Below are 21,822 nucleotides of genomic sequence, written 5' to 3' on the forward strand. Positions count from 1 at the left end.
CCTTACAGGAAAAAGATTATTAATTTTTGAACTTAAATTATGTCTCTAAAGGAGTAATAAATGTGCTTAACATAAAACAGACAGATTCTTTAATACAAGTAAAAGGAAGTAAATTTTACTACAGTATGATAGCAATTGTACTTCTAGGAGGACTTGTTGGCTGCGCCAGCCTTTTAATAGAGGGAATAAAATTCAGTTCTGTTTACTCAATGCTTTGGTTAGCAGGAGGGTTTGTATTTTTTCCTATATTTTTTTATCTAATTATTTGGTGTCTGCCAGGGTTTATTCCCGGAAAGGTTCTGTTATCTCTTGTTGAAGGCGAAGATGGATATGTACAATTCCAAAAAGGAAACATTCCATTCAATCAGATACGTAATATAGCATTTGTCAGAAATCCAATTAACTTAATAAATGACATTATCATTGAATCATTGGATGGAAAAATAACAAAAATAAGAACTTACAACTTAATCGATGAAACTGACTTTGCCATTCTGGTAGATCAATATATTTTCCCATACATGAGAGAAGATGCAAAAAAAGTTTGGGATCGACATGTAAATTTAGCAGAACTTTATGATGATGCAAGGTATGAGCGTAAGTATATATATAATTATAAAAATGAACAATAAACCCCGTATTCCAACCGAATACGGGGTTTTTTCATACCCAAAACGAAAAAAAATTCCCTCTAGATCACTTTGTAACTATCTTGTAACATAATTGAAATGTTTGTCTTACTCCACATCGAAATCCTTAAAAAATCCTTTCCTTACAGGGTTTATCCATTGCAAATTTTAAATTCAAAACAGAATTACTAGAAAATCATGGAATGTTATTTCTTGTTTTATCCAACTGATGTTTTAAGCATGTTTCTAAAAGGTATAACCCAAATAACAAAGCGATTAGGGCTTGCCCAAATTTACATCGTCAATGAAGGGAGCTAATAGAGAAATGAGTATTCAAAAAAGTACGGACAGTTCGAGTTTAGCGGAAGTTATTGACCGGATTCTTGATAAAGGAATTGTAATTGATGCATTTGCCAGGGTGTCGCTTGTAGGAATTGAAATTTTAACAATTGAAGCAAGAGTTGTCATTGCGAGCGTTGATACATGGCTGCGATATGCAGAGGCTGTCGGATTGCTGCGTGATGAGGTGCAGGAGGAAGGTCTTGCAAATCAGAAAAATGAACGGAGCTCACAATCAGCTTTTAATTTTTAATAGATGAATTACTACTATATGAAGAAATGGGGATAAATCATGGCGAGTAAAGATAAGGAAGAAAAAATGGAAAATCAGGAAGAAACGAATCAGCAAGAAGAACAAAAACAAGATGAGAAGCAGCACAATTCTTTGAATTATGCCATTTTAGGCGGAGTGGTTGGTGCGGGCATCGGATTGCTCTCTAGTCCTGAAACAAGTAAAAAAGTGTTTAGCAGTATTGGACAGTCAGAAGTAGTGAGAGTTGCCGGCAAGGAATTAAGAAGAACGGCGCAGGAGATTATCACGGAGCAGGCGATGGTTGCGCTTAGACAAACAGCAACAGGCTACCTTGATAAAGGAAACTTAAGCAGCCTGCTTGCTCCGAAGAAAAAGAAAGAATCTTCTTCGGAAAATGAGAAAAGTGAAGATAAGGAATTAGACTCATCTCAATATGAAGAATTGAAAGAGGAGAACAAAAACATGAACGACCAGCTTCAGCGCATTGAAGAAATGCTGAATCAGTTGATTGAAGCGAAGAAATAATTGCTTTGCCCTAAAGGGGTGATTTGATGGATGAAATGAAAAAAGCTGCTTTAAAAGCAGGTAAGAAAATAATAGAAAAGACTCCTGAACCTATTAAAGAAAAGGTAGAAGACAAGGTAAAGGAAAAAGCGAAGGAAAAATTCATCGAGAAGACAGAAGAAAAGCTGCAGGAAAAAGTAAATGCAGCTGCCGAAAAGCTTGGCCATGCAAAAGATGAGAACGCGGATAAAGTTCACGGCAAAGCTGAAGAAGCGAAAGAAAAGGTTCAGGATATTCTGCTGTCTGTCAGAGATAAGCTTGGAAATGTGAAAGAAGCAGGTGAAGATTTTCAAGAAAAAATCTCTTCTAAAGATGATAAGAAAAAAGTAAAAGGCTATAAAGGCATCAAAGGCGTTAATCAAATTAAAAGCTCCACAGATCTAAAAAGCTCTACGAAGATCAAAAGTTCCAATGATATTAAATCTTCTACAGATATAAAATCAATTGGATCTTAACCTGAGAGGAGAATACAGAAATGTCGATTCAAAAAAGCAACAACAGTTCAAGTTTAGCAGAGGTTATTGACCGGATTTTAGATAAAGGGATCGTAATAGATGCATTTGCAAGAGTATCAGTAGTCGGTATTGAGATCTTGACTGTTGAAGCACGGGTAGTTATCGCCAGTGTGGATACATGGCTGCGTTATGCAGAGGCTGTAGGTCTGCTTCGTGATGAAGTAGAAGAAAAAGGTCTCCCTGCGCAATCAAATGAAAGAAGTTCGCAGTTTAGTATTTAAGGAAAACAATTGGCTTGGAGCCGTTCTGATAATGGCTCCTGCTTCTTACCTTAAAATGGCTTAGGAACAATCGGAGGCGACACTATGGCTATTAAAGAAATCATGAAAAATGTAAATGACTTTTTCAGCGAACATGTAGCTCCGCCCCACAAAATTACTTCGGTGGAAGCGATGGATGAAGGTTGGAGAGTAACAGTAGAAGTCATTGAAGAAAAAGAATATATGAAGAAATACGCAAAAGATGAAATGCTCGGAACCTATGATTGTCAGTTAAATAAAGATGAAGAAGTTACGTCGTTTAAAAGACTCGACATTCGGTACCGAAGCGCGATCGGTATGGAACAGTAAGGGATGAGCTGGCAGGAGGGAAGCAAAGATGACGGTCTTAAAAGAAAAGGTAAAGAAAGATGCAAGAGCATTGATACAGGACGATGAGACGAAGGATATTCTCAAGCGGTCCTTACAATACTTGAAAGCCGGATATTCAGTTCATTTTACAGGCCCTTCAGGTGCAGGAAAAACCTCCCTCGCCCTTGCTCTTGCTAAAAAAAGAAAACGGCCGGTCATGCTAATGCACGGAAATCACGAATTAAACAACAAAGATTTAATTGGAGATTTTACAGGGTATACGAGCAAAAAGGTTGTTGATCAATATGTAAGATCTGTTTATAAAAAGGACGAAAGCGTCAGTGAAATGTGGAAAGACGGGCGGCTGCTTGAAGCAGTTAAAAACGGATATACGTTAATTTACGATGAATTTACCCGATCCAGGCCTACTACTAATAATATTTTTCTATCGATTTTAGAAGAGGGTGTGCTTCCATTATACGGCTCTAAATTAACAGAACCATTTGTCCGGGTCCATCCCGATTTTGCCGTTATTTTCACAAGCAATCCGGCTGAGTATGCGGGAGTGTACGACACACAGGATGCCTTGTTGGATCGATTGATTACAATGTTCATTGATTATAAGGATGTTGAAAGAGAGACAATGATTGTTACTGAAAAAACAGATGTCGAGGAAAGTGAAGCAAGAGCGATCACAACTCTCGTTATGAATCTGCGTGAATCATGTTCAAATGATAAGAATAACGGTCCTAGTTTAAGAGCTTCCATTATGATCGCGAAACTTGCATCAGAACAAGATATACCAATAGATGGTGAAGACGCGGATTTTCAAAGCTTATGCATCGATATTTTATGTCATCCAATCAGCCGCTGTTTAGATTCGGAGGACTCTAAAGCAGAAGCAGAAAAATTAATTATAGATGAATGCAGAAAAATGGACGTCACTGAGGATTAGAGGAGTGTTTGAAGATGAGTGAACAAAACGAAATGGGTATATATATTTTCAGCGGAATTCAAACGACAGAAGACGCGGATTTTGGAACAGTGGAAATTGAAGGTGAAGAGAGGGAAACCTTTACGATTCGCTACAAAGATGCAGCGATGGTTGCTGCTGCGGTTCCAATGAAAATTTATAATCCGAACCGTCAAAATTTGATGATGCATCAGCATGCAGTTGCAGCAATCATGAGCAAGAATGATACAGTCATTCCGATCAGCTTCGGAAATGTTTTTAAATCCAAAGAAGATGTAAAAGTCCTGCTGGAAAATTTGTATCCGCAGTTTGAAAAACTGTTCCCGGCTATTAAAGGAAAAATCGAAGTTGGGTTAAAAGTCATTGGCAAGAAAGAATGGCTTGAAGCAAAAGTAAATGAAAATCCAGAGCTTGAAAAGATGTCAGCTTCTGTGAAAGGCAAGTCTGAAGCGGCTGGATATTATGAACGCATCCAGCTTGGAGGCATTGCCCAGAAACTATTTGCCGATCTTCAAAACGAAGTGAAAACCGAGGTATTCACGCCGCTTGAGGAAGCAGCTGAAGCCGCAAAAGCAAATGAACCGACTGGAGAAACAATGCTTTTAAATGCCGCATTCTTAATTGACCGTGATTCTGAGGAGCTTTTTGATCAAAAGGTTAATGATGCACATGAAAAATGGAAAGATAAAGTCGATTTTAACTACAGCGGTCCATGGCCTGCATACAACTTTGTCAACATCAGGTTAAAAGTAGAGGAAAGCTGATATGCTTCATAAATTGGTTACCGCACCAATGAATCTTGTAGTTAAAATCGGACAAAAGGTACAGGAAGAAGCAGAGAAAGAGTTATATGACCTTCCTACTATTCAGCAAAAGCTCATTCAGCTCCAAATGATGTTTGAGCTCGGCGAGATTCCTGAGAAAGCTTTTCAAGAAAAAGAAGATGAGCTTTTGACAAGGTATGAAATTGCCAAGCGCAGGGAAATGGAAGAGTGGGATAAGCTGACGAAACCAAGAAACGAGGGATAAGCAGATGGACGACTTGATTTATTTATATGGATTGATGCCAACTAATGAAGCGGCAGCACATCAATCGTTTCCATCTTTCACAGGCTTTGATGGTGAACGCAAGCTGTACACCATTCCGATCAACAATGTCACAGCAGTTGTTTGCAAACTGGATTCTGATCATTATTCAGAAGAAGCCATTAAAGACAAGATCGACAGTGATATGGACTGGCTGCAGAAAAAAGCGTTCCATCATCATGAAATGGTTGCTGCCCTTTATAAGAGCTTCACAATCATTCCGCTTAAATTTTGCACGATTTATAAGAATGAAGATAGTCTGAAGCAAACCATTCAATCTAATGAAACGAGGATTGAAGAGACACTTTCCATGCTTAAGGGAAACGAAGAATGGAATGTGAAAATCTATTCTGACGATAATGAACTGAAAAAGCAAGTAAGTGAAAATAATTCCGCGATAGAAGCTAAAAAACAGGAAATTAGCGAGCTGCCGCGCGGAAGACAGTTTTTCGAAAAGAAAAAAATCGATAAGCTGATCGAGGACGAGCTTGAAAATGAGAAGAATCGAGTTTGTGAACAAGTGCATGAGAAGCTGAAGGAGCAATCGCTTCACGCAGCTATTAAGAAAAATTGGAGCAAAGATGTCACAGGTCTAAAAGAAAACATGGCCTGGAACAGCGTGTTTCTTCTTCCAATTCCAAAAGTGGAAAGCTTTTTGGAAGAAATGAAGCAGTTTGAACAGGAACTTGGAGGCACTGGCTGGAGATTCGAAGCCACAGGCCCATGGCCGGCGTACCATTTCTCCAGTTTTTCATAAAAAAGTGAGGGATCTGACAGATGTCTCTTAGAGAATCCGTTGAAAATAAGGATATTGCACTTATTGATATTTTAGATGTCATTCTCGATAAGGGTGTGGCAATCAAAGGTGATTTAATCATTTCGATAGCAGGTGTGGATCTGGTGTATCTGGATTTACGGGTCTTAATTGCTTCTGTTGAAACGCTTGTTCAATCAAAGGCAGGCAATCGGAAGCCCGTCACATCTGACCAATTCGATAAGCAAAGGGAGGAATTAGTCGATGCAACAGGCCAGCCAAACAAATGGTAGGATTCAGCTTGATCCTGACAATGCTGAACATGGATTAGCACAGCTTGTGATGACGGTCATAGAACTCCTGAGGCAGATTGTCGAAAGACATGCGATGAGGCGGGTGGAGGGTGGAACGCTGACGGAAGAGCAAATTGAAAATCTGGGTGTTGCCCTGATGAACCTAGAAGACAAGATGGAAGAATTGAAAGAGGTTTTTGGTCTTGACGCCGAAGACTTGAATATAGATCTCGGCCCTTTAGGCAGCTTGTTATAACCTAATTCGGCCACTGGAGGGACAAGTAATGGCAGTGCAAAGCAATATGCAATCAAGTACGATTGTCGATGTACTGGAAAAGATTCTGGATAAAGGTGTTGTCATCGCAGGTGATATAACGGTTGGAATTGCCGATGTTGAACTGCTGACAATTAAAATACGGCTTATCGTCGCATCAGTCGATAAAGCAAAAGAAATCGGCATGGACTGGTGGGAAAATGACCCTTATCTAAGTTCAAAAGCAGAGAATAACAATACAAAGGCACTTGAAGAAGAAAACAAAAAATTGAATGAACGACTAGAGCTGCTTGAAAATCAACTAGGCTCGAACCGTTTGAATACAGCTAACCAATTAAAATAATGGAGGGATTTACAATGGCAGAACAAACGAAATTAGACAATTCACAGGTGGAAAATTCAAAGGAAAGTACGAAAACAGAGAACTCAAATAAAGAAAATTCAACACAAGAGAAAACTTCAAGAAAAAGCGCACCAATCAAGCGTACAGTTGCAGGAAGTATCTTAGGAGCAACAGTAGGTTATTTAGCCACACCAGAAAATGGGAAGAAGCTGCTTGCACATATTGATACAGAAGAATTGCGAAGCAAAGCTGCAGACTTTGGAAAATCAGCGAAAGAAAAGTCCATGCAAGGGGCATCTAGCTTAAAATCATCGGCTGCTAATTTATTTAAGAAAAATAAAGATCAGTCTGATGACTCAGATCAAGATACAGCGAACAATTCAACTGAAGAAGAAAACTCCTCTTCAAATGAAGATTTTGAGGCTTTGAAGAAAGAAAACCAAACGCTTCAAGAACGTCTGCAGCAGCTTGAGGAAAAAATGAACCAATTAAGTCAAAGCGATGCAGATGAAGATGAGGACGAAGACGAAGAAGAAGAAAAAGCGCCAAGCAAGAAGAAAACAAGCAAATCAAAAGCAGATTCGGAAGAAACAGATGAAGACGAAGACGAAGACGAAGACGATAACGAAGACGATAATGAAGAAGATGAAGATGAAGAAGAAATGGAATATAACGGAAAAGAAGAGAAGAAACCAAAAAAATCAACACGCGGAAGAAAGCCAAAAGCTTCAAAAACAACAAAAGATAAAGATGAAGGAGAATCAGAAGATACTTCTCTAAGCAGCGACGATGACACATCATCATAACTGAGTGCGAAAGGAGGAAACATGGAGATGAGTATTGCAGAATCAGCCTCATCAAAAGACAGTGTACTTGAGTTCTTTGTAAAGGCCTCAAATAAACATGCCTTTTCTCTAGATATTACGTTAAATGTGAAAGGATCAGTCATTTCAGGTACAATGGTTTCCGCAAAAGAATACTTTGATGCCCTAAGCGAAACGTTTGAGGATGGCAGTGAAATTGCCCAAGAATTAAGTGAACAACTGTCGATTGCAAGTGAATCAGTCGAATCGAATGGAGATGCAGAAGCACATTTCATTCACTTGAAAAACACAAAGGTGTATATTGGTGACAGCAAATCGACACCTTCAAAAGGACAAATCCTTTGGAGAGGCAAATTAAAAGAGATCGACGGATTTTTCCTCGGAAAGATTTCGGAAACGAGAACGACAAACAAGAAAGCAGAATAATTTAGAATAACAGCTGGGGGCATGTTTCCCAGCTGTTTTTAAGTGTGGACTTGTTTATTGACTATACAGGGCAGAAGTGCTGAAATGAATGAGTATACAAATTAAGTTATGTAATTAAAAACGATCCGAAAGCTTTCTACGTCTCAAGCCCTACAACCCAATACTTTCACCGACCAATAGAAAAACGGGCTATTATGCTGTATATTAAACATAAAGAACGATTTTCCATTTTTATTCCTGTAGGACTGAAACCCTTGAACATATACATACGTATATAAATAGATGACTTTATGTAAGGAGTCGATTGACCATGAACCCGTTAGTGGCGTTTAGTGTTCGGATGATGGCTGCGATACCTGCTGCAGGGACGGCGGGGGCAGTAAGTTTATTTGGTTTTGATCAGCCGTTTTTGCTGGCAGCGGCATATTCCGTTGCTGGAGGGGCTTCCGCTTATTCGATTGCTTCAGTCAGTATGAATTCGCGTTTTTTGAAGAAAAATTCTCTTACACGAAAAGATTATAAATACATTAAAAAGCAGCTGAATGAGGCGAAGCCGAAGATGGCTCGCTTACAGAAAACACTCTTGACGATCCGCCATCTGCCTTCGTTGAAAGAGCGTATTGCGCTTGTGCGTGTGGCGAGAAAAATATACACCTTGACGATCAAGGAGCCAAAACGCTTCTACAAAGCGGAGAAATTTTATTTTTCCCATTTAGATTCAGCGGTGCAGCTGACAGAGAAGTATGTTTTCTTATCCTCGCAGCCAAAAAAGAATTGGGAGCTTGAAAAGTCCTTAAATGAAACAAGAAATACTCTTACTGAGCTGACCCGTCTAATTGAGCAGGATTTGTATACGATGGTTCAGGATGATGTGGATCAGCTTCATTTGGAAATTGATGTGGCGAAGCATTCGATAAAGACAAATAAAGATGCCAAAATGATCGATGAAAGCCGGAAATTCAAATGAACGAAATCGATTTTTTTCAGCAAGTAAATGAGAATCGTCTCATTGATTTGCTCACAGAAGCGGAAAAAGATAAGGCCTATCGGCTGGCTGAACAAATCAACCCGAAGAATCATGCTTTGCTCGTATCATATGGATTGCCGGCGCAGTCAAAGCTGCTTGCCTTCTCGAATGTCATGCTTGAGCAGGTACAGCGCAAGGATATTGGCCAGGTTGGCGAGATTCTGGATGAATTCATGAAAAACCTGAATGAGGTTAATCCTGAAGATTTACATCAGGAGCAGACCTCTTTTTTGGCGCGTTTGTTTGGTAAGCGCAAAAAGTCAATTCAGGAGGTGCTCTCGAGATTCCATAAAACGGGGGCGCAGATTGACAGAATCAGTGTAAGGCTCGAGCGCAGCAAAAATATGCTTTTATCCGATATTGTCATGCTGGACCGGCTTTATGAAAATAACAAAGAATATTTTCAATCCCTAAATGTGTACATTGCAGCTGGTGAATTAAAGCTTGAGGAATTGCACACGAAATCCATACCTGCTCAGAAAAAAGTGATAGAAGGTACTCACGACCCAATGAAGCAGCAGGAAATGAGCGATCTTCTGCAATTTGCCGACCAATTGGAGGCTCGGATTTATGATTTGAAAATGAGCAGGGAGATTACGATTCAGAGTGCACCGCAAATTCGGATGATTCAAACAACCAATCATAAGCTTGCCGAAAAAATACAATCCTCTCTAGTAACAGCGATCCCTCTTTGGAAGAATCAAGTGTCGATTGCATTAACTTTAATTAGACAGAGCAGTGCAGCAGATGCCGGAAGAAAGGTTTCAGAATCTGCGAATGATCTCTTTCAAAAACAAGCCAATCTCATTGGAGGAACACAGCTCGGGCATTTTGATCTCGATACACTAAAAGAGATACAAGGAAATTTACAAGCTTCCATTCAGGAAACAATGCAAATTTATGGAGAGGGAAAAAGTAAGCGTGAGGAAGCTGAAGCTGAGCTGATTGTAAAAGAAAATAAACTTAAGCAGAAGCTGCGTGCTTAAAGAGCTTCATAAATAAAAAAGCAGGAACCATTTTCGTAAGTAGTTCAGATAACGTGGAGAAACAATAGAATTAGCATTTAAAATCGAGTATGAAATCGCAAAGGTTTTATACTCGATTTTTTTGTTGATACGTAAGGGTTCTACCTGTTTCCATTAACGAATTAACAAGTTAAATAGCATACCAATTAACAGTATGACAATAGCTGTTGTCACTTGACTATTTTTGATGCGATAAAGGTTGTTATTTGAAGTGTGTTAAAAAACAAACAGAAGGAATAGGTAATTTATGTTAAAATATAAAAAAAGAAATGCTTTTGTTCCGTTACGGGCAGTTTAATTGACGTTTATTATCTGAATGGAGGCTCGCTATGAAAAATAACAACAAAATTGCACTATTTGTTTCTTTAATAGTATTAGTAGGTTTTCCAATTCTTTTTCTCTTCATATCAATGTTTACAGGGCAATGGGGTTATCTTGCGTGGAGTATTCCGCCTTCCTTTGTTGCGGGATTTACTGGTTTGATGATAACTCTTAATCAAATAAAAGAACGAAATGGTGCGTAACGATAGCCCATCTATTTCATAATAGGGAGATTTAATGGAATTAACTCCTTAAAAGAGACCAGCTCAGAGCAATAAACTCTGAGCTTTTTTGTGTGTGATTTAATCTGTGAATTTAAATGTTATTTAGCTTGTAAATTTAGATTTTCTCCACAATAACTGAACTACTTACCATTTTCGGTTCCTGCTTTTTTACATGAAGATGGTAGCCGCTGCTCCGCTGCCAATCACTATAATTGCAATGATTTTTACGAGCAAGGGAACACGATCGGCTCCCTTGCCATTTATCATTTCTTCTTTCTCATTCACAGTTTTGCGGTAATTAGGACTGCAGCAGCCCATTAAGACACGTTCTTCCAGCCTGAAACGTCGTCATCAAGGGGAATATTATTTGCCCGGGCTTTTTTAGCTGCTATGAAGAAAATGACCGTTACAGCGCTTGTTGCAATAGTCGCGCCGATATAGGAAATATTCATTGATAAACCGAAGCCTATCGGTGCATTTAAAATGTAAGTTACCGTTACCATCGTCATGAAAATTCCTGGAATCATGGCGATCCAATAATTTTTCTTGGCAATGAACAGGTACATTGCTCCAACCCACAGTGCAATAACGGCTGTTGATTGGTTTGCCCATGAGAAGTATCTCCATAGAATTGTGAAATCAATTTTTGTTAAGGCAAAAGAGATAACGAACAATGGAAGGGCAATCCATAGTCGGCTAGACATTTTCTTTTGTGAAATGTTGAAATAATCTGCAATGATCATACGTGCACTTCTGAAAGCTGTGTCTCCAGATGTGATTGGAAGGATGATAACACCCAGTACAGCAAGTGTTCCTCCGATTGCTCCAAGCATAAGAGTAGAAGCTTCACTAACTACTGCACCAGGTCCGCCTTCTGCTAGCAGCGCGTTCAATCCTGTGCCGCCGTCAAATAAACTCATCGCTGCAGCAGCCCAAATCATGGCGATGACACCTTCAGCAATCATCATGCCGTAGAAAATTTTGCGTCCTTGTTTCTCATTTTGAGTGGTTCTTGAGATAATCGGTGTTTGTGTCGCATGGAACCCAGATAATGCACCGCATGAAATCGTCAAGAATAATAACGGAAAGATTGGAACATTATCAGGATGCAGATTGGCAAGAGTTAATTCAGGAATTGGTGCACCCGTAATGACAAGTCCGCCGCCGACTCCGATTGCGCTGATTAAAAGCAATGCGCCGAAAATCGGATAGAATCTGCCGATAATTTTATCAATCGGAAGCAAAGTTGCTAAGATGTAATAGATAAAGATAGCTGCTAGAATCAGTCCCATTGTAGCCCAGCCGTTCATTAAGCTGTAAAGCAAGCCCGCTGGAGCTGTCACGAAAACCGTCCCGACTAATAAAAGAAGAAGAATGGCGAATGCATTTACAACGTGCTTCATCACATTTCCTAAAAACTTTCCTGCAAGCTCAGGCAAATGAGCACCGCGGTTGCGGATTGAAATCATGCCTGTTAAATAGTCATGGACAGCACCTGCAAAAATACAACCTAAGACAATCCAAAGGAAAGCTACAGGTCCGTAAAGCGCTCCCATAATTGGCCCGAAAATAGGCCCTACACCAGCAATATTAAGCAGCTGGATCAATGAATTCTTGCTGGTCGTCATCGGAAGGTAGTCAACACCATCCTTATGAGTGAATGCGGGAGTTGTTCTGGCCTCATTTACACCGAAAACTTTCTCAACAAATTTACCGTACGTAAAATACCCAACAATTAAAAGGACAACACCGGCTAAAAAAGTATACATGGTAACCCTCCTTGAATGAATGGTAATGAATGCGTTTACATAAGTATAAAGGACTAGATTTATATATGGATGTTTTATGACCAACATGCAGAAAAAGAGGGTTAACATGTAGTTATTCAGGATTTACATGCAAAAAAAAGCAGCTGTAAGTCTGCTTTCATATCAGGGATATATTAAGGGGAATCATGCCGTTTTCAAATCTCAAGCCTCTCCCGCAGTGATTTCACATAGTTTCTGCTGACAGACAGCATCTCATTAGTTCCTTCGAGCTCAAGCTGATAGGCTCCGTTGAACCAGGGTGTCAGTTTGACAACAAAATCTAAATTAACAAGATAGCTTTTGTGAATTCGGAAAAAACAATAAGGAACCAGTCGTGATTCTAAATCCTTTAACGGCGTTTTTGTGTCATATTCTTTCGTTTTCGTTAGGATTTTAGTAAGCTTTTCATCACGGTACATATATAAAATATCCTTAGGTTCAAGGTAGATGATTTCACCTTCAGCTTCCACTGCAAGCTTACCGGATGCGGAGCTTTTTTCTGTTTCTTTTGGCTGCATTAGCAATTTTTCAATACGCTGTACTGTTTGCTTAAGCTGATCTTCATCATATGGCTTAAGCAAATAGTCGATTGCTTCGTAACGAAAAGCTTCTGCCGCAAATTGGGGATACGCTGTGGCAAAGACAATGAGAGGAACCTTCTTAAGCTCCATTAATGCCTTTGCCGCTTCCATTCCATTCATTTTAGGCATTTCAACATCTAAGAAGACGACGTCTGGCTGAAGCTGAATCGATTTCATGACAGCTGCTTCTCCGGTTTCTGCCTCGCCAACGATTTGAATGGATGAAAATTCACTTAAAAGGTGCTTTAATTCATCACGGCTGTATCGTTCATCATCCGCGATAACTATTTTAACCTGCTCCATTTTCATTTTCCTCCGTATACGGGATCGTAAAGTAGATTTCAGTACCGCGTCCAGGCACACTGTTTATCTGAAGAGCCGACGCGCTGCCAAACAGCATCGTCAGCCTGCGATTAACATTGTATAGTCCGAGGCCGGTTCCATTTACAGATGGGACAGCATGTTTGCCAATTTGCTTAGCTCGTTCAGCACTCATTCCCTGACCGTTATCTGCCACTTTTACGATAATTTTTCCGCCTGTTTTTTGGACCGAGATGGTTATCACACAATTTTCTTCTTTATCCTTAATTCCGTGTTTTACAGCATTTTCAACGATTGGCTGCAGGCTTAAGGGAGGAAGTTTGACAAAAAGGGCATATTCATCAATTTCGTAAAGAACAGTCAGCTTGTCGACAAAACGTGTCTCCTCTATGGCGAGATACGCTTTAATATGTTTTAATTCCTGTTCCATTGAAGTCATGTCTACTGTAGTGGCATTTAAATTTGATCTTAAAAAATGGGAAAGAGACAAGAGAAGTTTTCGGGCTTTTCCGGGATCAATTCGAATCAAAGATACAATCATATTTAATGAATTAAAAAGAAAATGCGGGCTAATCTGCGCCTGTAGAGCTTTTATCTCTGCTTCCTTTGCAAGCTGGTAGGCTTTATCTGCTTCAGCAATTTCAAGCTGATTGCTTAAAAGGCTGCTGAGACCGGTAATCAGCTCCATGATGATATCCGTTATTTCCTTCTCTGATCGAAAATAAAATTTCATCGTACCAATCGTTTCTCCGCGCTGTTTCAGGGGGGCAATGACTGCTGCTCCAAGAGGACAGGCTGCTTCCCGGCAATGAATCGTCCGATCATTCGCAATTACAAGCTTACCATTATGAATCACATCTTTTGTTATTTGAGTTTGAATCGGGCTGCCTGTTCGATGATGATCATCTCCATGGCCGACATGAGCAAGGATTTCTGTTTTATTTGTCATTGCAACAGCACTTGTCTTGATTTCTTTTTGGAGAATCTGGCATACTGTCTGTGCTGATAATGAATTCATGCCTCCTCGAAGGTACGCAAGCGTCTGGTCTGCTATCCGCAATGTTTTTTGAGCCTGTAAAGCGCCTGCTTTTTCTTCTTCATTAACAACATTTTTTATAATAAGCAGAAAAAGAGCAGAACCGAGTCCATTCGCTAAGATCATGGGAAGACCTATCATTTCTACTAAGGTAACCGCTTTTTCAAAAGGACGTGACACAATGAGAATAACCGCCATTTGCACTGTTTCGGCCAAAGCTCCAATAAGAAAAGCAGAGGAAAGCTTGACGTGTGAATTTTTTCTAAAAAAAGCACCTGCCAGAACCCCGGAAATAATAGAAGCAAGCCCACATGAAAGGGCTGTAAATCCTCCAAGTGTAAATCTGTGAATTCCTGCGATAAGCCCGGCTCCTATTCCTACTTTCCATCCGCCAAGAAGACCTGCTAAAACTACCCCGATCACTCTGGAATTGGCGATGGCTTCATCAGAAGCAAGTGCTGATGCCCAGCGGTTGAATTCGAGCGTCTCTGTACTTAGAGATAAACCGGAATATGTACCGATAATTCCGAAAAAACCAAAGAAAAGAATAGCGGTATATTGCTGACTGCGATTTAACTGGTCTTGATAAATCATGCTCCGGAAAAAACGGAATCTCGTTAAAATAAAGGCAATCGTTACTATAATGCTTAATCGTTCGAGCATGGTAATGAGTAATTCAAACATCATTCTACCCCTTTTGATTGAAAGAATTATGTTTTTATTGTAATGGAACGATATCTATTAGCAAAGGAAATAGAAAAAAGCAGCCAAAAGCTGCTTTCAAATGTTAAAATCCATCTTCAGCTGTAAACGGAATATTTAACCTGTTTTCGACAGTTCGGAGTCTCTGATTTAAACGATTCAAACGTCTTGTATGACGCTCAACAACTTGGTTCAGACGAGACACTTCCTGATTTGTTTGGTTAAGATCTCTTCTAAGGTTTCTGATCTCTTGATTTTGGCGGTTCAATTCTCTTTGCTGCTGCTCGTTTTGTCTTTCTAATGCATTAATTCTTCTTTCAAGTGATTGAAATTGCGGCGGCTGGCGATCTGGATCATATTGTTCTTGAGTTTGCTGAGGCTGATAAGGATTGTATTGATACTGCATATAATAGTCTGATTGCTGAGGTATATAGCCTTGATAAAATTGATAAGGGTTCATAGGACTGCTCTCCTTTGCGTTGTCATTCTTAATACCCTATGTAGGTAATGTGCGGAGTGACAGGGCTTATGCCTAGAGACAGCCCATAAAAAAATTAACAAGCAGAAAAAGCCATAAACTCAGATTTCGAGCTCATGGCAATCATACTCATAAGAATCATAATGTGATTCGATAATTTCCTCATCAGAATGAGGAATTTCCTGTCCTTTTACAATTTGTGCCCCATTAATGCATCCGCTTGTCAGCAGAATAATGTCATCAGGTTCGGCTGCTGAGAGAGAGGCGATTACACCTTCTTCCCGTGTTAAGGCAGCTTGGATATTTGGAGCTTTTGGTTCGGAAAAGCCTGTCATGACTTGATCGATTATTATTTGCGGATCATGATGGCCAGGATGATCAACGGTAACGATGACTTCATCTGCCTGTCCTTCAATGGCAGCAGCCATTTTAGGCATCTTGTTAAAATCCCGTATGCCAATGCCGGCGATCATCACAATTAATCGGTTGTAATCCATCTTTTTTACTTCTTCAACAAGTCGGGTCAGCGCAACTGGTGTATGTGCATAATCCAATATGATCTTCCTGTTGTCCGGTCCGGCAATGACTTGAAAACGTCCTTCTGGGCTTTGAAGCATTGGGAGAACTTGAAGGATCTCTCTCATTTTATAGCCTAACCCTATCGCTGTGCCAATAGCGGCAAGGACATTGGCAATATTATAAGTTCCAAAAACAGGAGCTTTAGCGTGATGAATCTTGCCTTGATAGAAAATGTCAAAAGTTGAACCTATATCTGTAAATTCAATCATGTCCGCTGTTAAATCAGCCCCGCTCTGAGACAATAGACTATAAGTGATTTTAGGACCATTAAACGTTTGAGCGAGCTCTTTTCCCATCTCTTCATCATCGATATTGATGACAGCAGTTTTCGCCTGTTCAAAAAGAGCAAGTTTGCATTTTTTATAATGATCCATGGTTTTATGATATTCAAGGTGTTCTTCGGAAAAGTTTGTAAGTATGGCTGCATCAAAATGAATACCGTGCACCCTTTTTTGATCTGTTGCGATAGAAGAAACTTCCATGACGGCCGCTTTGTCACCCATGTCAGCTAAGTCATGAAAGATTTGATGCAAGTCGATAGATTCTGGAGTGGTCGGAGTGCTTTTTTTATAAGTAAGTTTTTGAGAAGAAGACCAAATACCTGTGGTTCCAATTGAACCTGTTGGAAGTTCTAAAAGCGTTAAAAGAGAACGGACATAGGCAGCAACAGTTGTTTTTCCGTTTGTACCTGTTACTCCGATTGTTTTTAGCTGTTCATCAGCTCTGTTATGAAACCTTTTTGCTAAAAGAGCCATCGTATCTCTCACATTTTCAACAACAAGAAACGTGCAGGACAGGTACACAAGGCTCAGCCTCTCAAGCGTTTCAAGGCTTGTGCCAATAACGGCAGCGGCTCCGCGCTCAATCGCCTCGTCAATATATTGATGACCGTCATGCGCCTCACCCTTTATGCTGAAAAAGATGGCTCCTGGTTTAACGTGTTTAGAATGAAAAGCAAGGCTTGTGATGTTCTGTGAAGCTTGTCCGAAAATATGCTGAAAGGCAACGTCCTCTAGTTGATCAAATTGTATAATCATTCCTGTTCCTCATTCATGATTTTAGATTTGTGATTGTCTTTATATTTTCCAATACAAGCGCTTTTCCTATACTAAAAATTATTAAAAATCAGTATCCTTTTTCATAACTCACTAAATTTACAGAAGGAATTTCTCCTGCTTGGTAGTGCTTTAAATTAGGAATCAATATGGTTTCAATTAGGCGCTTGTTATAGTATTCGGTTGAACCGGATGTATGCGGGGTTATGATGACGTTCTCAAACCCCCACAGAGCACTCTTTTCCCCTAAGGGTTCTTTTTCAAACACATCAAGTCCTGCTCCTGCAATTTCTTCGTTTTGCAGTGCTTCTATCATATCCTCTTCAGCCACAATTTCGCCGCGTCCTATATTAATAAAAAACGCAGAACGCTTCATGATTTTAAATTGGCTGTACTTAAACAGATAGCGAGTTTCATTTGTAAGAGGCAATGTTACCACGACATAATCACACTGAGGCAGAACGAGATCAAGCTGATCGCTCGTATACATTTCATCAACAAAATCTGCAGGCTTCCCTGAATGACGGACGCCAAGCACTGTCATACCAAAAGCTTTTGCGATTTTCGCTGTTTCTTGCCCAATGGCACCGACACCAATGACTCCGATTGTTTTTCCATGGATTTCAAGTTTCATATCAGCATGATGCCACTTTTTCTTCGTTTGATTTTTTACGTATGTATGAATTTTTCGTGTCAGACCAAGCATAAGAGCGAAAATTGTTTCAGAAATAGGAAAGGCATGAACACCGTTTGCGCTTGTTAAAAGAATGCCTTTTTCTTCAAGGATTTGAAGAGGGGTGTTATTAACTCCCGCACTCCACGTTTGCACCCAGCGAAGCTTTGACTGAGGAGTAAGGCAATGTTCTGCAATCTCTTTTTTCCAGCCAGCGATCACTTCCGCATCTTTAAGGTGATTCTGCCAGACAGACTTGTCTCTGCCCGCAATGACTTCCCAGCCAGGGACGATTCCGGTGATTTGCTGCAGTTGTTTCGGATTAAGGTCTTGAGTGATGATTAGTTTTCTTTTTGGCATAGAGGTTCCTCCTGAATTATCTAAGTATTATGTTAATTTTAACAGAAAATGTTATTGACCATGAGCAGGAAAGATAAAAAGAAGCTGGGATTGTGAAATCTGTTTTACAAGATAAATACTCCCTTTCTTTTGTTAAGCAATCCTACTATAATGATGGGTAACAATCATGCAAGGAAAGCGAGAATGGAATCATGTATCTGACGATAAAAGAAACAGCCGAGCATCTATCCATGCCGGAAGCCTATATTGAAAATCTCATCATTCAAAAGCAGATCAGAGCTGTTCATGACGGGGAGCAATATTTAATCAACAAAGAACAGTTTACAACTCATTTGGAACAGATGGAAAAATACAAAGAACAGCTTGAGGAGTGGCTGAACAAACCGATCCCAGAGGATATTGATATAAAGGATGAAGATTAAGAAGTGCAGATTCTGCATTTCTATTTTTTTTGTAAAAAAATAGAGACTGCTGTCAAATTAAAGCAATGGTCCTATTTAACCATGCTACTATCTACCTTATACTATAAAATATGGAAATTAATATGAAGTGAGGTTTGAGGTGATCAAATTGGATTTTTCAAAAGTATTGAATCAGATTCACGGAGCTATATCCTATCAATCTTCTGAACTGAATGATCAGATCCATCGTCTGGAGCGGGCCAAAATGCAGATTGAACGTGAGCAAAGTGAAAGCATGAATGAAATGCGCAAGATCCTGGATCCCGAACTGGATCATTTATGGAAGGGATCAAGAGCCGATTCGTTTCACGATGAGCGCAATGAAGCCTATAGAGTGATGAGGAACATTGCAGATGAGGACTATGATGGATATATGCAGCGCATTCAGATGAAGATTCATGCACTGGAAATCGAAAGAACCGTCATAAACGCTGCCAGCAGTCTTGCACATGAAGCAGATAAGCTGCTTGCCGTTGGCGAGGATGCGTTTGAGGAGCTTGGCAACAGACTAGATGATTTAAAAAGGCGGTTGTTTTAAATGACCCAAATTAAACTGAATCATGCCGAAATGATGAAGCAGCTGGATGAAATCAAACGGGCATTGAATGCCCTTGCTTTGGAAGGACCAGACGATGTCGGCCAAAACAAGCTTGATTTTACGCAAAAATGGCAGGAGCGGGAGGAAATGATTCATCAATTTGTCTCGCAGTACGTAACGATCGTTCAAAAAAATGTGGAAGATACGCGTGCAAATGTGGATTCATTGAAAGAACAAGATGAAGCGATTGTCCACAGATAAAAAAGGACAATAGGGAGGTGGCAGAGATTAAAGTTTATGAAGCAAAAACGTTAGTGTCGGCAATGGAAAAGAGAGCCAAGCAATACGAAGAGCTGAAGGAACAGCTGAATCAGCTGAAGAAACAGTTTTTAGATATCGTAAATTCTGGTGATGAATTCCAGGGAAAAGGCGCAGAAGCGATAAAAGGCTTTTATTCTGCCCAAGTCGATGTAGTGGAAGCCTGGATGAGGCTGATCGATAAAAACATTGCTTTTTTCAGGGGAATCCCCGGCAGCACGGAAGATGCGAAGCTATCAGGCGATACCTTTGTCCAAATGTCCTTTTTAGAAGAAAATGTGCCGCGTGCTCAAAATCGTGCGAAAGAAATGGTTGAAAGCCAGCAGGATGCCCTGCAGAATATTTTCCACAGTATTGATGATCTTGTCCCGCTGCATGTTTTTTCAAGTGACTCGTTCGAAGATCACATGGCAAAAGCTGAAAAAGAGCGCTCCCAAACGGTGGATGCCGTCAACCAGCTGGACCAGGCATTAACTGAAGAATATGCCATATCGGAAAATGATCAAAGCTACCTGCTTGGCTTATTCGGACAGCTGCTCGAATCCTCAAGACAAGGAAGCAGCATCACACCTATCAACTTCAATGCAAAAGCCTATCAAAACAGCGAAATCTACAAAATGAAAAAGGACATCGAAAACAGCTCCAAAGAATATCTCGCCTTCAAGAACGATCAAGCAGAAGCAAGAAAACAAGCTAAAATTGCAGAAGAACTCGAAAACCGCCCATGGTACGAAAAAGCCTGGGACACCACAAAAACCTTCACCGGCGAAGTATCAGGATACTATGACTACAAACGGGCAACAGAAGGCGTCGATCCCGTCACAGGAGAAAAGCTCACAGAAGCCCAGCGCATCGCAGCAGGAGCCATGGCAGCAGCCGGCTTCATTCCGGTTGTTGGCTGGGCAGGACGTGCTGTCAAAGGCGGAAGCGCAATCTATAAAACGGTTAAAGCGTATAATGCAGCGGATCATGCGCTTGATGCTTATAAAACTTCTAAATCGTTTAGTGCTTTGCAGAAGACGGAGATGGGGATTTATGGGCTGGTTTCTGCTAATGGGCTTGGTGAGGCTGTGACCGGAAAAGATATGTTTGGTAATCAGCTGACAGAAGAACAGCGCAACCAGAGTCTGTTCAATGCTATTGCTATCTTGGGAGTTGCAGGAGCGGGGTATGGTTTTGATAGACTGGCTGCGAAAAACACTCCGTTAGTAAAGGTGCCATACAGCAACAAGTATGTACAGGAAAAACTTGCAGTTGCCCAGCAATCGCTAAAAGCTATTGGCAACAGGATTGGTGATTTACCAGTACCAGTGTTTCGGATGGAAGAAATGGTGACCAATATTGGGGTTGGTGTGAAGCAGGTAAATGTGGAAATGAAGCCTGTACGGGATGTTATGCAGATGAGTAGTTCTGGTAGAATGGGCAGTACAGATACTGTTACTTCTAATCAAGCAAATCGACTTATACCTGGTAAACCTGGTCATACTAATAAAGGAAACTCTACAGAATTAGGTAAGAATTTAATGGAATCTATGGGCTTCCCACGTTCATTAAATTGGAAAGGATATCAAGCTCAGCATATTATTCCTAAAAACTTATATAATCATCCTATAATTAAAAAGATTGGAATGGAAATGGACCATAGTTCAAACGGTATTTTTCTACCTATTCCTCATGAAGAGGTAAGTGCGTTATCACGGCATAGAGGATTTCACAGCGTTTATAACAATGTTGTAAAAGATCAATTAGATAAATTGGATTTAAATCAAAATGTGGAGGTATTAGAAAAGCAGGTTTATGATTTGCAGCAGAAGTTAAAAAGAGGAACTGAGTTAGGTATACCATTATATAGATCGAAAGTAACTAGTATGGGGATTGAATTGTTTTATAAATCAGGTAAATTTAAAGATATTCCGATATGGCAAAGAGGCGGAGGAGCTACTGAGGATTTATGGGAAAGGTGGTTAAGTAAATGAAATATGGTAAAAATAGTTCGTTAGTAGAAGAGGTAATAGAAGTGGCTTCAAATCTCAGATTATCTTACAATAAAAAATTATTAGAACAAGATTATACTATTAATCATGACTATGATGAAGCTCAAGAATTAGCATGGTCTCAAGATTTAGATGAAGTGGATACAGTATGGGAAGATGTAAAATCATCTGAAAGTGGAGAAATACTTGGAAAACTTTATGAAGAAAATGTAAACTCTTTTGAAAAGACATTACGAGAAATATTTAATACATCTAAAAACTATCCTGAGGAATTTCTACTTGATTATATAGATATCTTTGAAGAAGTATCTGGTGATTTACATCAATGTGCATTAAACAGGTTAGTAAATGGGAAGGCCGACAATTTTTTTGAAAGGGTTTTTCAGGTGTATAAACAGGGAGGATGGCCGTGCGGCTGGGATGGCAAATATCCAGGTGGAAGAATGATCATTTATATGCCTGCTGAAGTATAAAAGAAA

At 39.9% G+C, this 21,822-nt stretch carries 29 protein-coding genes; 23 read left to right on the forward strand and 6 right to left on the reverse strand.

All coding sequences use genetic code 11. The features are described from left to right. Window positions 1-26 precede the first annotated feature (26 nt). From CYJ36_RS17645 to CYJ36_RS17730, 18 genes are all read left to right on the forward strand, one after another. Entirely contained in the window at window positions 27-632 is a 606-nt protein-coding gene (locus CYJ36_RS17645) for a YfjD family protein (protein ID WP_257962524.1), read from the forward strand. A 322-nt stretch (window positions 633-954) separates the two neighbouring features. Further along, complete coding sequence (gvpJ, locus tag CYJ36_RS17650; protein WP_101568580.1) at window positions 955-1,221, forward strand: gas vesicle protein GvpJ; 267 nt, start codon at window positions 955-957, stop codon at window positions 1,219-1,221. Between the two features lie 39 nt (window positions 1,222-1,260). Continuing rightward, window positions 1,261-1,746, forward strand: coding sequence for a GvpT/GvpP family gas vesicle accessory protein (gene gvpT, locus CYJ36_RS17655; RefSeq protein WP_257962525.1), 486 nt, complete (start codon window positions 1,261-1,263; stop codon window positions 1,744-1,746). Between the two features lie 26 nt (window positions 1,747-1,772). Continuing rightward, entirely contained in the window at window positions 1,773-2,240 is a 468-nt protein-coding gene (gene gvpQ / locus CYJ36_RS17660; RefSeq protein ID WP_101568581.1) for a gas vesicle protein GvpQ, read from the forward strand. Between the two features lie 20 nt (window positions 2,241-2,260). Next, window positions 2,261-2,521: a gas vesicle protein GvpJ gene (gvpJ, locus tag CYJ36_RS17665; RefSeq protein ID WP_101568582.1), complete on the forward strand. Its 261-nt coding sequence runs from the start codon at window positions 2,261-2,263 to the stop codon at window positions 2,519-2,521. A gap of 84 nt (window positions 2,522-2,605) precedes the next feature. After that, window positions 2,606-2,869, forward strand: coding sequence for a gas vesicle protein GvpO (gvpO, locus tag CYJ36_RS17670; RefSeq protein ID WP_101568583.1), 264 nt, complete (start codon window positions 2,606-2,608; stop codon window positions 2,867-2,869). A 28-nt stretch (window positions 2,870-2,897) separates the two neighbouring features. Next, window positions 2,898-3,824 carry a gas vesicle protein GvpN gene (gvpN, locus tag CYJ36_RS17675; protein WP_101568584.1) on the forward strand — a complete coding sequence of 309 codons (927 nt, stop codon included), beginning with the start codon at window positions 2,898-2,900 and terminating at the stop codon, window positions 3,822-3,824. Window positions 3,825-3,838: 14 nt separating this feature from the next. Continuing rightward, entirely contained in the window at window positions 3,839-4,606 is a 768-nt protein-coding gene (locus tag CYJ36_RS17680; RefSeq protein WP_101568585.1) for a GvpL/GvpF family gas vesicle protein, read from the forward strand. Between the two features lies 1 nt (window position 4,607). After that, window positions 4,608-4,871, forward strand: a complete 264-nt coding sequence (locus CYJ36_RS17685; RefSeq protein WP_101568586.1) for a gas vesicle protein GvpG — start codon at window positions 4,608-4,610, stop codon at window positions 4,869-4,871. A gap of 4 nt (window positions 4,872-4,875) precedes the next feature. Beyond that, on the forward strand, window positions 4,876-5,685 hold the full coding sequence (locus CYJ36_RS17690; protein WP_101568587.1) for a GvpL/GvpF family gas vesicle protein: 810 nt from the start codon (window positions 4,876-4,878) through the stop codon (window positions 5,683-5,685). A 20-nt stretch (window positions 5,686-5,705) separates the two neighbouring features. Beyond that, entirely contained in the window at window positions 5,706-5,975 is a 270-nt protein-coding gene (locus tag CYJ36_RS17695) for a gas vesicle protein (RefSeq protein ID WP_101568588.1), read from the forward strand. Further along, a complete protein-coding gene (locus tag CYJ36_RS17700; RefSeq protein ID WP_101568589.1) occupies window positions 5,947-6,231 on the forward strand; it encodes a gas vesicle protein K in 285 nt (94 codons plus the stop codon). Before CYJ36_RS17695 ends, CYJ36_RS17700 begins: the two co-directional genes overlap by 29 nt. 28 nt (window positions 6,232-6,259) lie before the next feature. Further along, on the forward strand, window positions 6,260-6,592 hold the full coding sequence (locus tag CYJ36_RS17705; RefSeq protein WP_101568590.1) for a gas vesicle protein: 333 nt from the start codon (window positions 6,260-6,262) through the stop codon (window positions 6,590-6,592). 14 nt (window positions 6,593-6,606) lie between these two features. After that, the gene (gvpT, locus tag CYJ36_RS23810; RefSeq protein WP_180850434.1) at window positions 6,607-7,398 is read left to right on the forward strand and encodes a YtxH domain-containing protein; all 792 of its coding nucleotides are present in this window, start codon (window positions 6,607-6,609) and stop codon (window positions 7,396-7,398) included. A gap of 27 nt (window positions 7,399-7,425) precedes the next feature. Then, window positions 7,426-7,842 carry a gas vesicle accessory protein GvpU gene (gene gvpU / locus CYJ36_RS17715; protein ID WP_101568753.1) on the forward strand — a complete coding sequence of 139 codons (417 nt, stop codon included), beginning with the start codon at window positions 7,426-7,428 and terminating at the stop codon, window positions 7,840-7,842. Between the two features lie 310 nt (window positions 7,843-8,152). Continuing rightward, window positions 8,153-8,809 carry a 5-bromo-4-chloroindolyl phosphate hydrolysis family protein gene (locus CYJ36_RS17720; protein WP_101568591.1) on the forward strand — a complete coding sequence of 219 codons (657 nt, stop codon included), beginning with the start codon at window positions 8,153-8,155 and terminating at the stop codon, window positions 8,807-8,809. Then, a complete protein-coding gene (locus CYJ36_RS17725) occupies window positions 8,806-9,855 on the forward strand; it encodes a toxic anion resistance protein (RefSeq protein ID WP_101568592.1) in 1,050 nt (349 codons plus the stop codon). Before CYJ36_RS17720 ends, CYJ36_RS17725 begins: the two co-directional genes overlap by 4 nt. A 368-nt stretch (window positions 9,856-10,223) precedes the next feature. Further along, entirely contained in the window at window positions 10,224-10,418 is a 195-nt protein-coding gene (locus CYJ36_RS17730; protein ID WP_101568593.1) for a hypothetical protein, read from the forward strand. A gap of 338 nt (window positions 10,419-10,756) precedes the next feature. Here CYJ36_RS17730 and CYJ36_RS17735 read toward each other — a convergent pair whose 3' ends face one another. From CYJ36_RS17735 to CYJ36_RS17760, 6 genes are all read right to left on the reverse strand, one after another. Further along, window positions 10,757-12,208: a carbon starvation CstA family protein gene (locus CYJ36_RS17735; RefSeq protein ID WP_101568594.1), complete on the reverse strand. Its 1,452-nt coding sequence runs from the start codon at window positions 12,206-12,208 to the stop codon at window positions 10,757-10,759. 194 nt (window positions 12,209-12,402) lie between these two features. Next, window positions 12,403-13,131, reverse strand: a complete 729-nt coding sequence (locus CYJ36_RS17740; protein ID WP_101568595.1) for a LytR/AlgR family response regulator transcription factor — start codon at window positions 13,129-13,131, stop codon at window positions 12,403-12,405. Further along, window positions 13,118-14,869 (reverse strand): sensor histidine kinase, encoded by a 1,752-nt coding sequence (locus CYJ36_RS17745; RefSeq protein WP_101568596.1) that lies wholly within the window; start codon window positions 14,867-14,869, stop codon window positions 13,118-13,120. The genes CYJ36_RS17740 and CYJ36_RS17745 overlap by 14 nt, the downstream gene beginning before the upstream one ends. Before the next feature lie 103 nt (window positions 14,870-14,972). Then, window positions 14,973-15,347: a hypothetical protein gene (locus tag CYJ36_RS17750; protein ID WP_101568597.1), complete on the reverse strand. Its 375-nt coding sequence runs from the start codon at window positions 15,345-15,347 to the stop codon at window positions 14,973-14,975. A 119-nt stretch (window positions 15,348-15,466) separates the two neighbouring features. Further along, entirely contained in the window at window positions 15,467-16,981 is a 1,515-nt protein-coding gene (locus CYJ36_RS17755; RefSeq protein ID WP_101568598.1) for a UDP-N-acetylmuramoyl-L-alanyl-D-glutamate--2,6-diaminopimelate ligase, read from the reverse strand. An 88-nt stretch (window positions 16,982-17,069) separates the two neighbouring features. Beyond that, on the reverse strand, window positions 17,070-18,032 hold the full coding sequence (locus tag CYJ36_RS17760) for a D-2-hydroxyacid dehydrogenase (RefSeq protein WP_101568599.1): 963 nt from the start codon (window positions 18,030-18,032) through the stop codon (window positions 17,070-17,072). Window positions 18,033-18,223: 191 nt separating this feature from the next. Between CYJ36_RS17760 and CYJ36_RS17765 the strand changes: the two genes are divergently transcribed. The 5 genes from CYJ36_RS17765 (at window position 18,224) to CYJ36_RS17785 (ending at window position 21,816) form a co-directional block, all read left to right on the forward strand. Beyond that, on the forward strand, window positions 18,224-18,454 hold the full coding sequence (locus tag CYJ36_RS17765; RefSeq protein ID WP_101568600.1) for an excisionase family DNA-binding protein: 231 nt from the start codon (window positions 18,224-18,226) through the stop codon (window positions 18,452-18,454). A gap of 139 nt (window positions 18,455-18,593) precedes the next feature. Next, a complete protein-coding gene (locus CYJ36_RS17770; RefSeq protein WP_224773358.1) occupies window positions 18,594-19,031 on the forward strand; it encodes a DUF5082 family protein in 438 nt (145 codons plus the stop codon). Next, window positions 19,032-19,292, forward strand: a complete 261-nt coding sequence (locus CYJ36_RS17775) for a YwqI/YxiC family protein (RefSeq protein WP_101568602.1) — start codon at window positions 19,032-19,034, stop codon at window positions 19,290-19,292. A 17-nt stretch (window positions 19,293-19,309) separates the two neighbouring features. Continuing rightward, window positions 19,310-21,325 carry a T7SS effector LXG polymorphic toxin gene (locus CYJ36_RS17780; RefSeq protein ID WP_101568603.1) on the forward strand — a complete coding sequence of 672 codons (2,016 nt, stop codon included), beginning with the start codon at window positions 19,310-19,312 and terminating at the stop codon, window positions 21,323-21,325. Beyond that, window positions 21,322-21,816: a cytoplasmic protein gene (locus tag CYJ36_RS17785; protein WP_101568604.1), complete on the forward strand. Its 495-nt coding sequence runs from the start codon at window positions 21,322-21,324 to the stop codon at window positions 21,814-21,816. The genes CYJ36_RS17780 and CYJ36_RS17785 overlap by 4 nt, the downstream gene beginning before the upstream one ends. Window positions 21,817-21,822 lie beyond the last annotated feature (6 nt).

Source organism: Bacillus sp. UMB0893, assembly GCF_002858905.1.
In the GTDB taxonomy this organism is placed as follows: Bacteria; Bacillota; Bacilli; order Bacillales; family Bacillaceae; genus Bacillus_P.

Excerpts from the sequence above, each read along its gene's own strand:
- gvpJ (WP_101568580.1), top strand. The coding sequence starts at position 955 with ATGAGTATTCAAAAAAGTACGGACAGTTCGAGTTTAGCGGAAGTTATT.
- gvpT (WP_257962525.1), top strand. The coding sequence starts at position 1,261 with ATGGCGAGTAAAGATAAGGAAGAAAAAATGGAAAATCAGGAAGAAACG.
- gvpQ (WP_101568581.1), top strand. The coding sequence starts at position 1,773 with ATGGATGAAATGAAAAAAGCTGCTTTAAAAGCAGGTAAGAAAATAATA.
- gvpJ (WP_101568582.1), top strand. The coding sequence starts at position 2,261 with ATGTCGATTCAAAAAAGCAACAACAGTTCAAGTTTAGCAGAGGTTATT.
- gvpO (WP_101568583.1), top strand. The coding sequence starts at position 2,606 with ATGGCTATTAAAGAAATCATGAAAAATGTAAATGACTTTTTCAGCGAA.
- gvpN (WP_101568584.1), top strand. The coding sequence starts at position 2,898 with ATGACGGTCTTAAAAGAAAAGGTAAAGAAAGATGCAAGAGCATTGATA.
- CYJ36_RS17680 (WP_101568585.1), top strand. The coding sequence starts at position 3,839 with ATGAGTGAACAAAACGAAATGGGTATATATATTTTCAGCGGAATTCAA.
- CYJ36_RS17685 (WP_101568586.1), top strand. The coding sequence starts at position 4,608 with ATGCTTCATAAATTGGTTACCGCACCAATGAATCTTGTAGTTAAAATC.
- CYJ36_RS17690 (WP_101568587.1), top strand. The coding sequence starts at position 4,876 with ATGGACGACTTGATTTATTTATATGGATTGATGCCAACTAATGAAGCG.
- CYJ36_RS17695 (WP_101568588.1), top strand. The coding sequence starts at position 5,706 with ATGTCTCTTAGAGAATCCGTTGAAAATAAGGATATTGCACTTATTGAT.
- CYJ36_RS17700 (WP_101568589.1), top strand. The coding sequence starts at position 5,947 with ATGCAACAGGCCAGCCAAACAAATGGTAGGATTCAGCTTGATCCTGAC.
- CYJ36_RS17705 (WP_101568590.1), top strand. The coding sequence starts at position 6,260 with ATGGCAGTGCAAAGCAATATGCAATCAAGTACGATTGTCGATGTACTG.
- gvpT (WP_180850434.1), top strand. The coding sequence starts at position 6,607 with ATGGCAGAACAAACGAAATTAGACAATTCACAGGTGGAAAATTCAAAG.
- gvpU (WP_101568753.1), top strand. The coding sequence starts at position 7,426 with ATGAGTATTGCAGAATCAGCCTCATCAAAAGACAGTGTACTTGAGTTC.
- CYJ36_RS17720 (WP_101568591.1), top strand. The coding sequence starts at position 8,153 with ATGAACCCGTTAGTGGCGTTTAGTGTTCGGATGATGGCTGCGATACCT.
- CYJ36_RS17725 (WP_101568592.1), top strand. The coding sequence starts at position 8,806 with ATGAACGAAATCGATTTTTTTCAGCAAGTAAATGAGAATCGTCTCATT.
- CYJ36_RS17730 (WP_101568593.1), top strand. The coding sequence starts at position 10,224 with ATGAAAAATAACAACAAAATTGCACTATTTGTTTCTTTAATAGTATTA.
- CYJ36_RS17735 (WP_101568594.1), bottom strand. The coding sequence starts at position 12,208 with ATGTATACTTTTTTAGCCGGTGTTGTCCTTTTAATTGTTGGGTATTTT.
- CYJ36_RS17740 (WP_101568595.1), bottom strand. The coding sequence starts at position 13,131 with ATGGAGCAGGTTAAAATAGTTATCGCGGATGATGAACGATACAGCCGT.
- CYJ36_RS17745 (WP_101568596.1), bottom strand. The coding sequence starts at position 14,869 with ATGTTTGAATTACTCATTACCATGCTCGAACGATTAAGCATTATAGTA.
- CYJ36_RS17750 (WP_101568597.1), bottom strand. The coding sequence starts at position 15,347 with ATGAACCCTTATCAATTTTATCAAGGCTATATACCTCAGCAATCAGAC.
- CYJ36_RS17755 (WP_101568598.1), bottom strand. The coding sequence starts at position 16,981 with ATGATTATACAATTTGATCAACTAGAGGACGTTGCCTTTCAGCATATT.
- CYJ36_RS17760 (WP_101568599.1), bottom strand. The coding sequence starts at position 18,032 with ATGCCAAAAAGAAAACTAATCATCACTCAAGACCTTAATCCGAAACAA.
- CYJ36_RS17765 (WP_101568600.1), top strand. The coding sequence starts at position 18,224 with ATGTATCTGACGATAAAAGAAACAGCCGAGCATCTATCCATGCCGGAA.
- CYJ36_RS17775 (WP_101568602.1), top strand. The coding sequence starts at position 19,032 with ATGACCCAAATTAAACTGAATCATGCCGAAATGATGAAGCAGCTGGAT.
- CYJ36_RS17785 (WP_101568604.1), top strand. The coding sequence starts at position 21,322 with ATGAAATATGGTAAAAATAGTTCGTTAGTAGAAGAGGTAATAGAAGTG.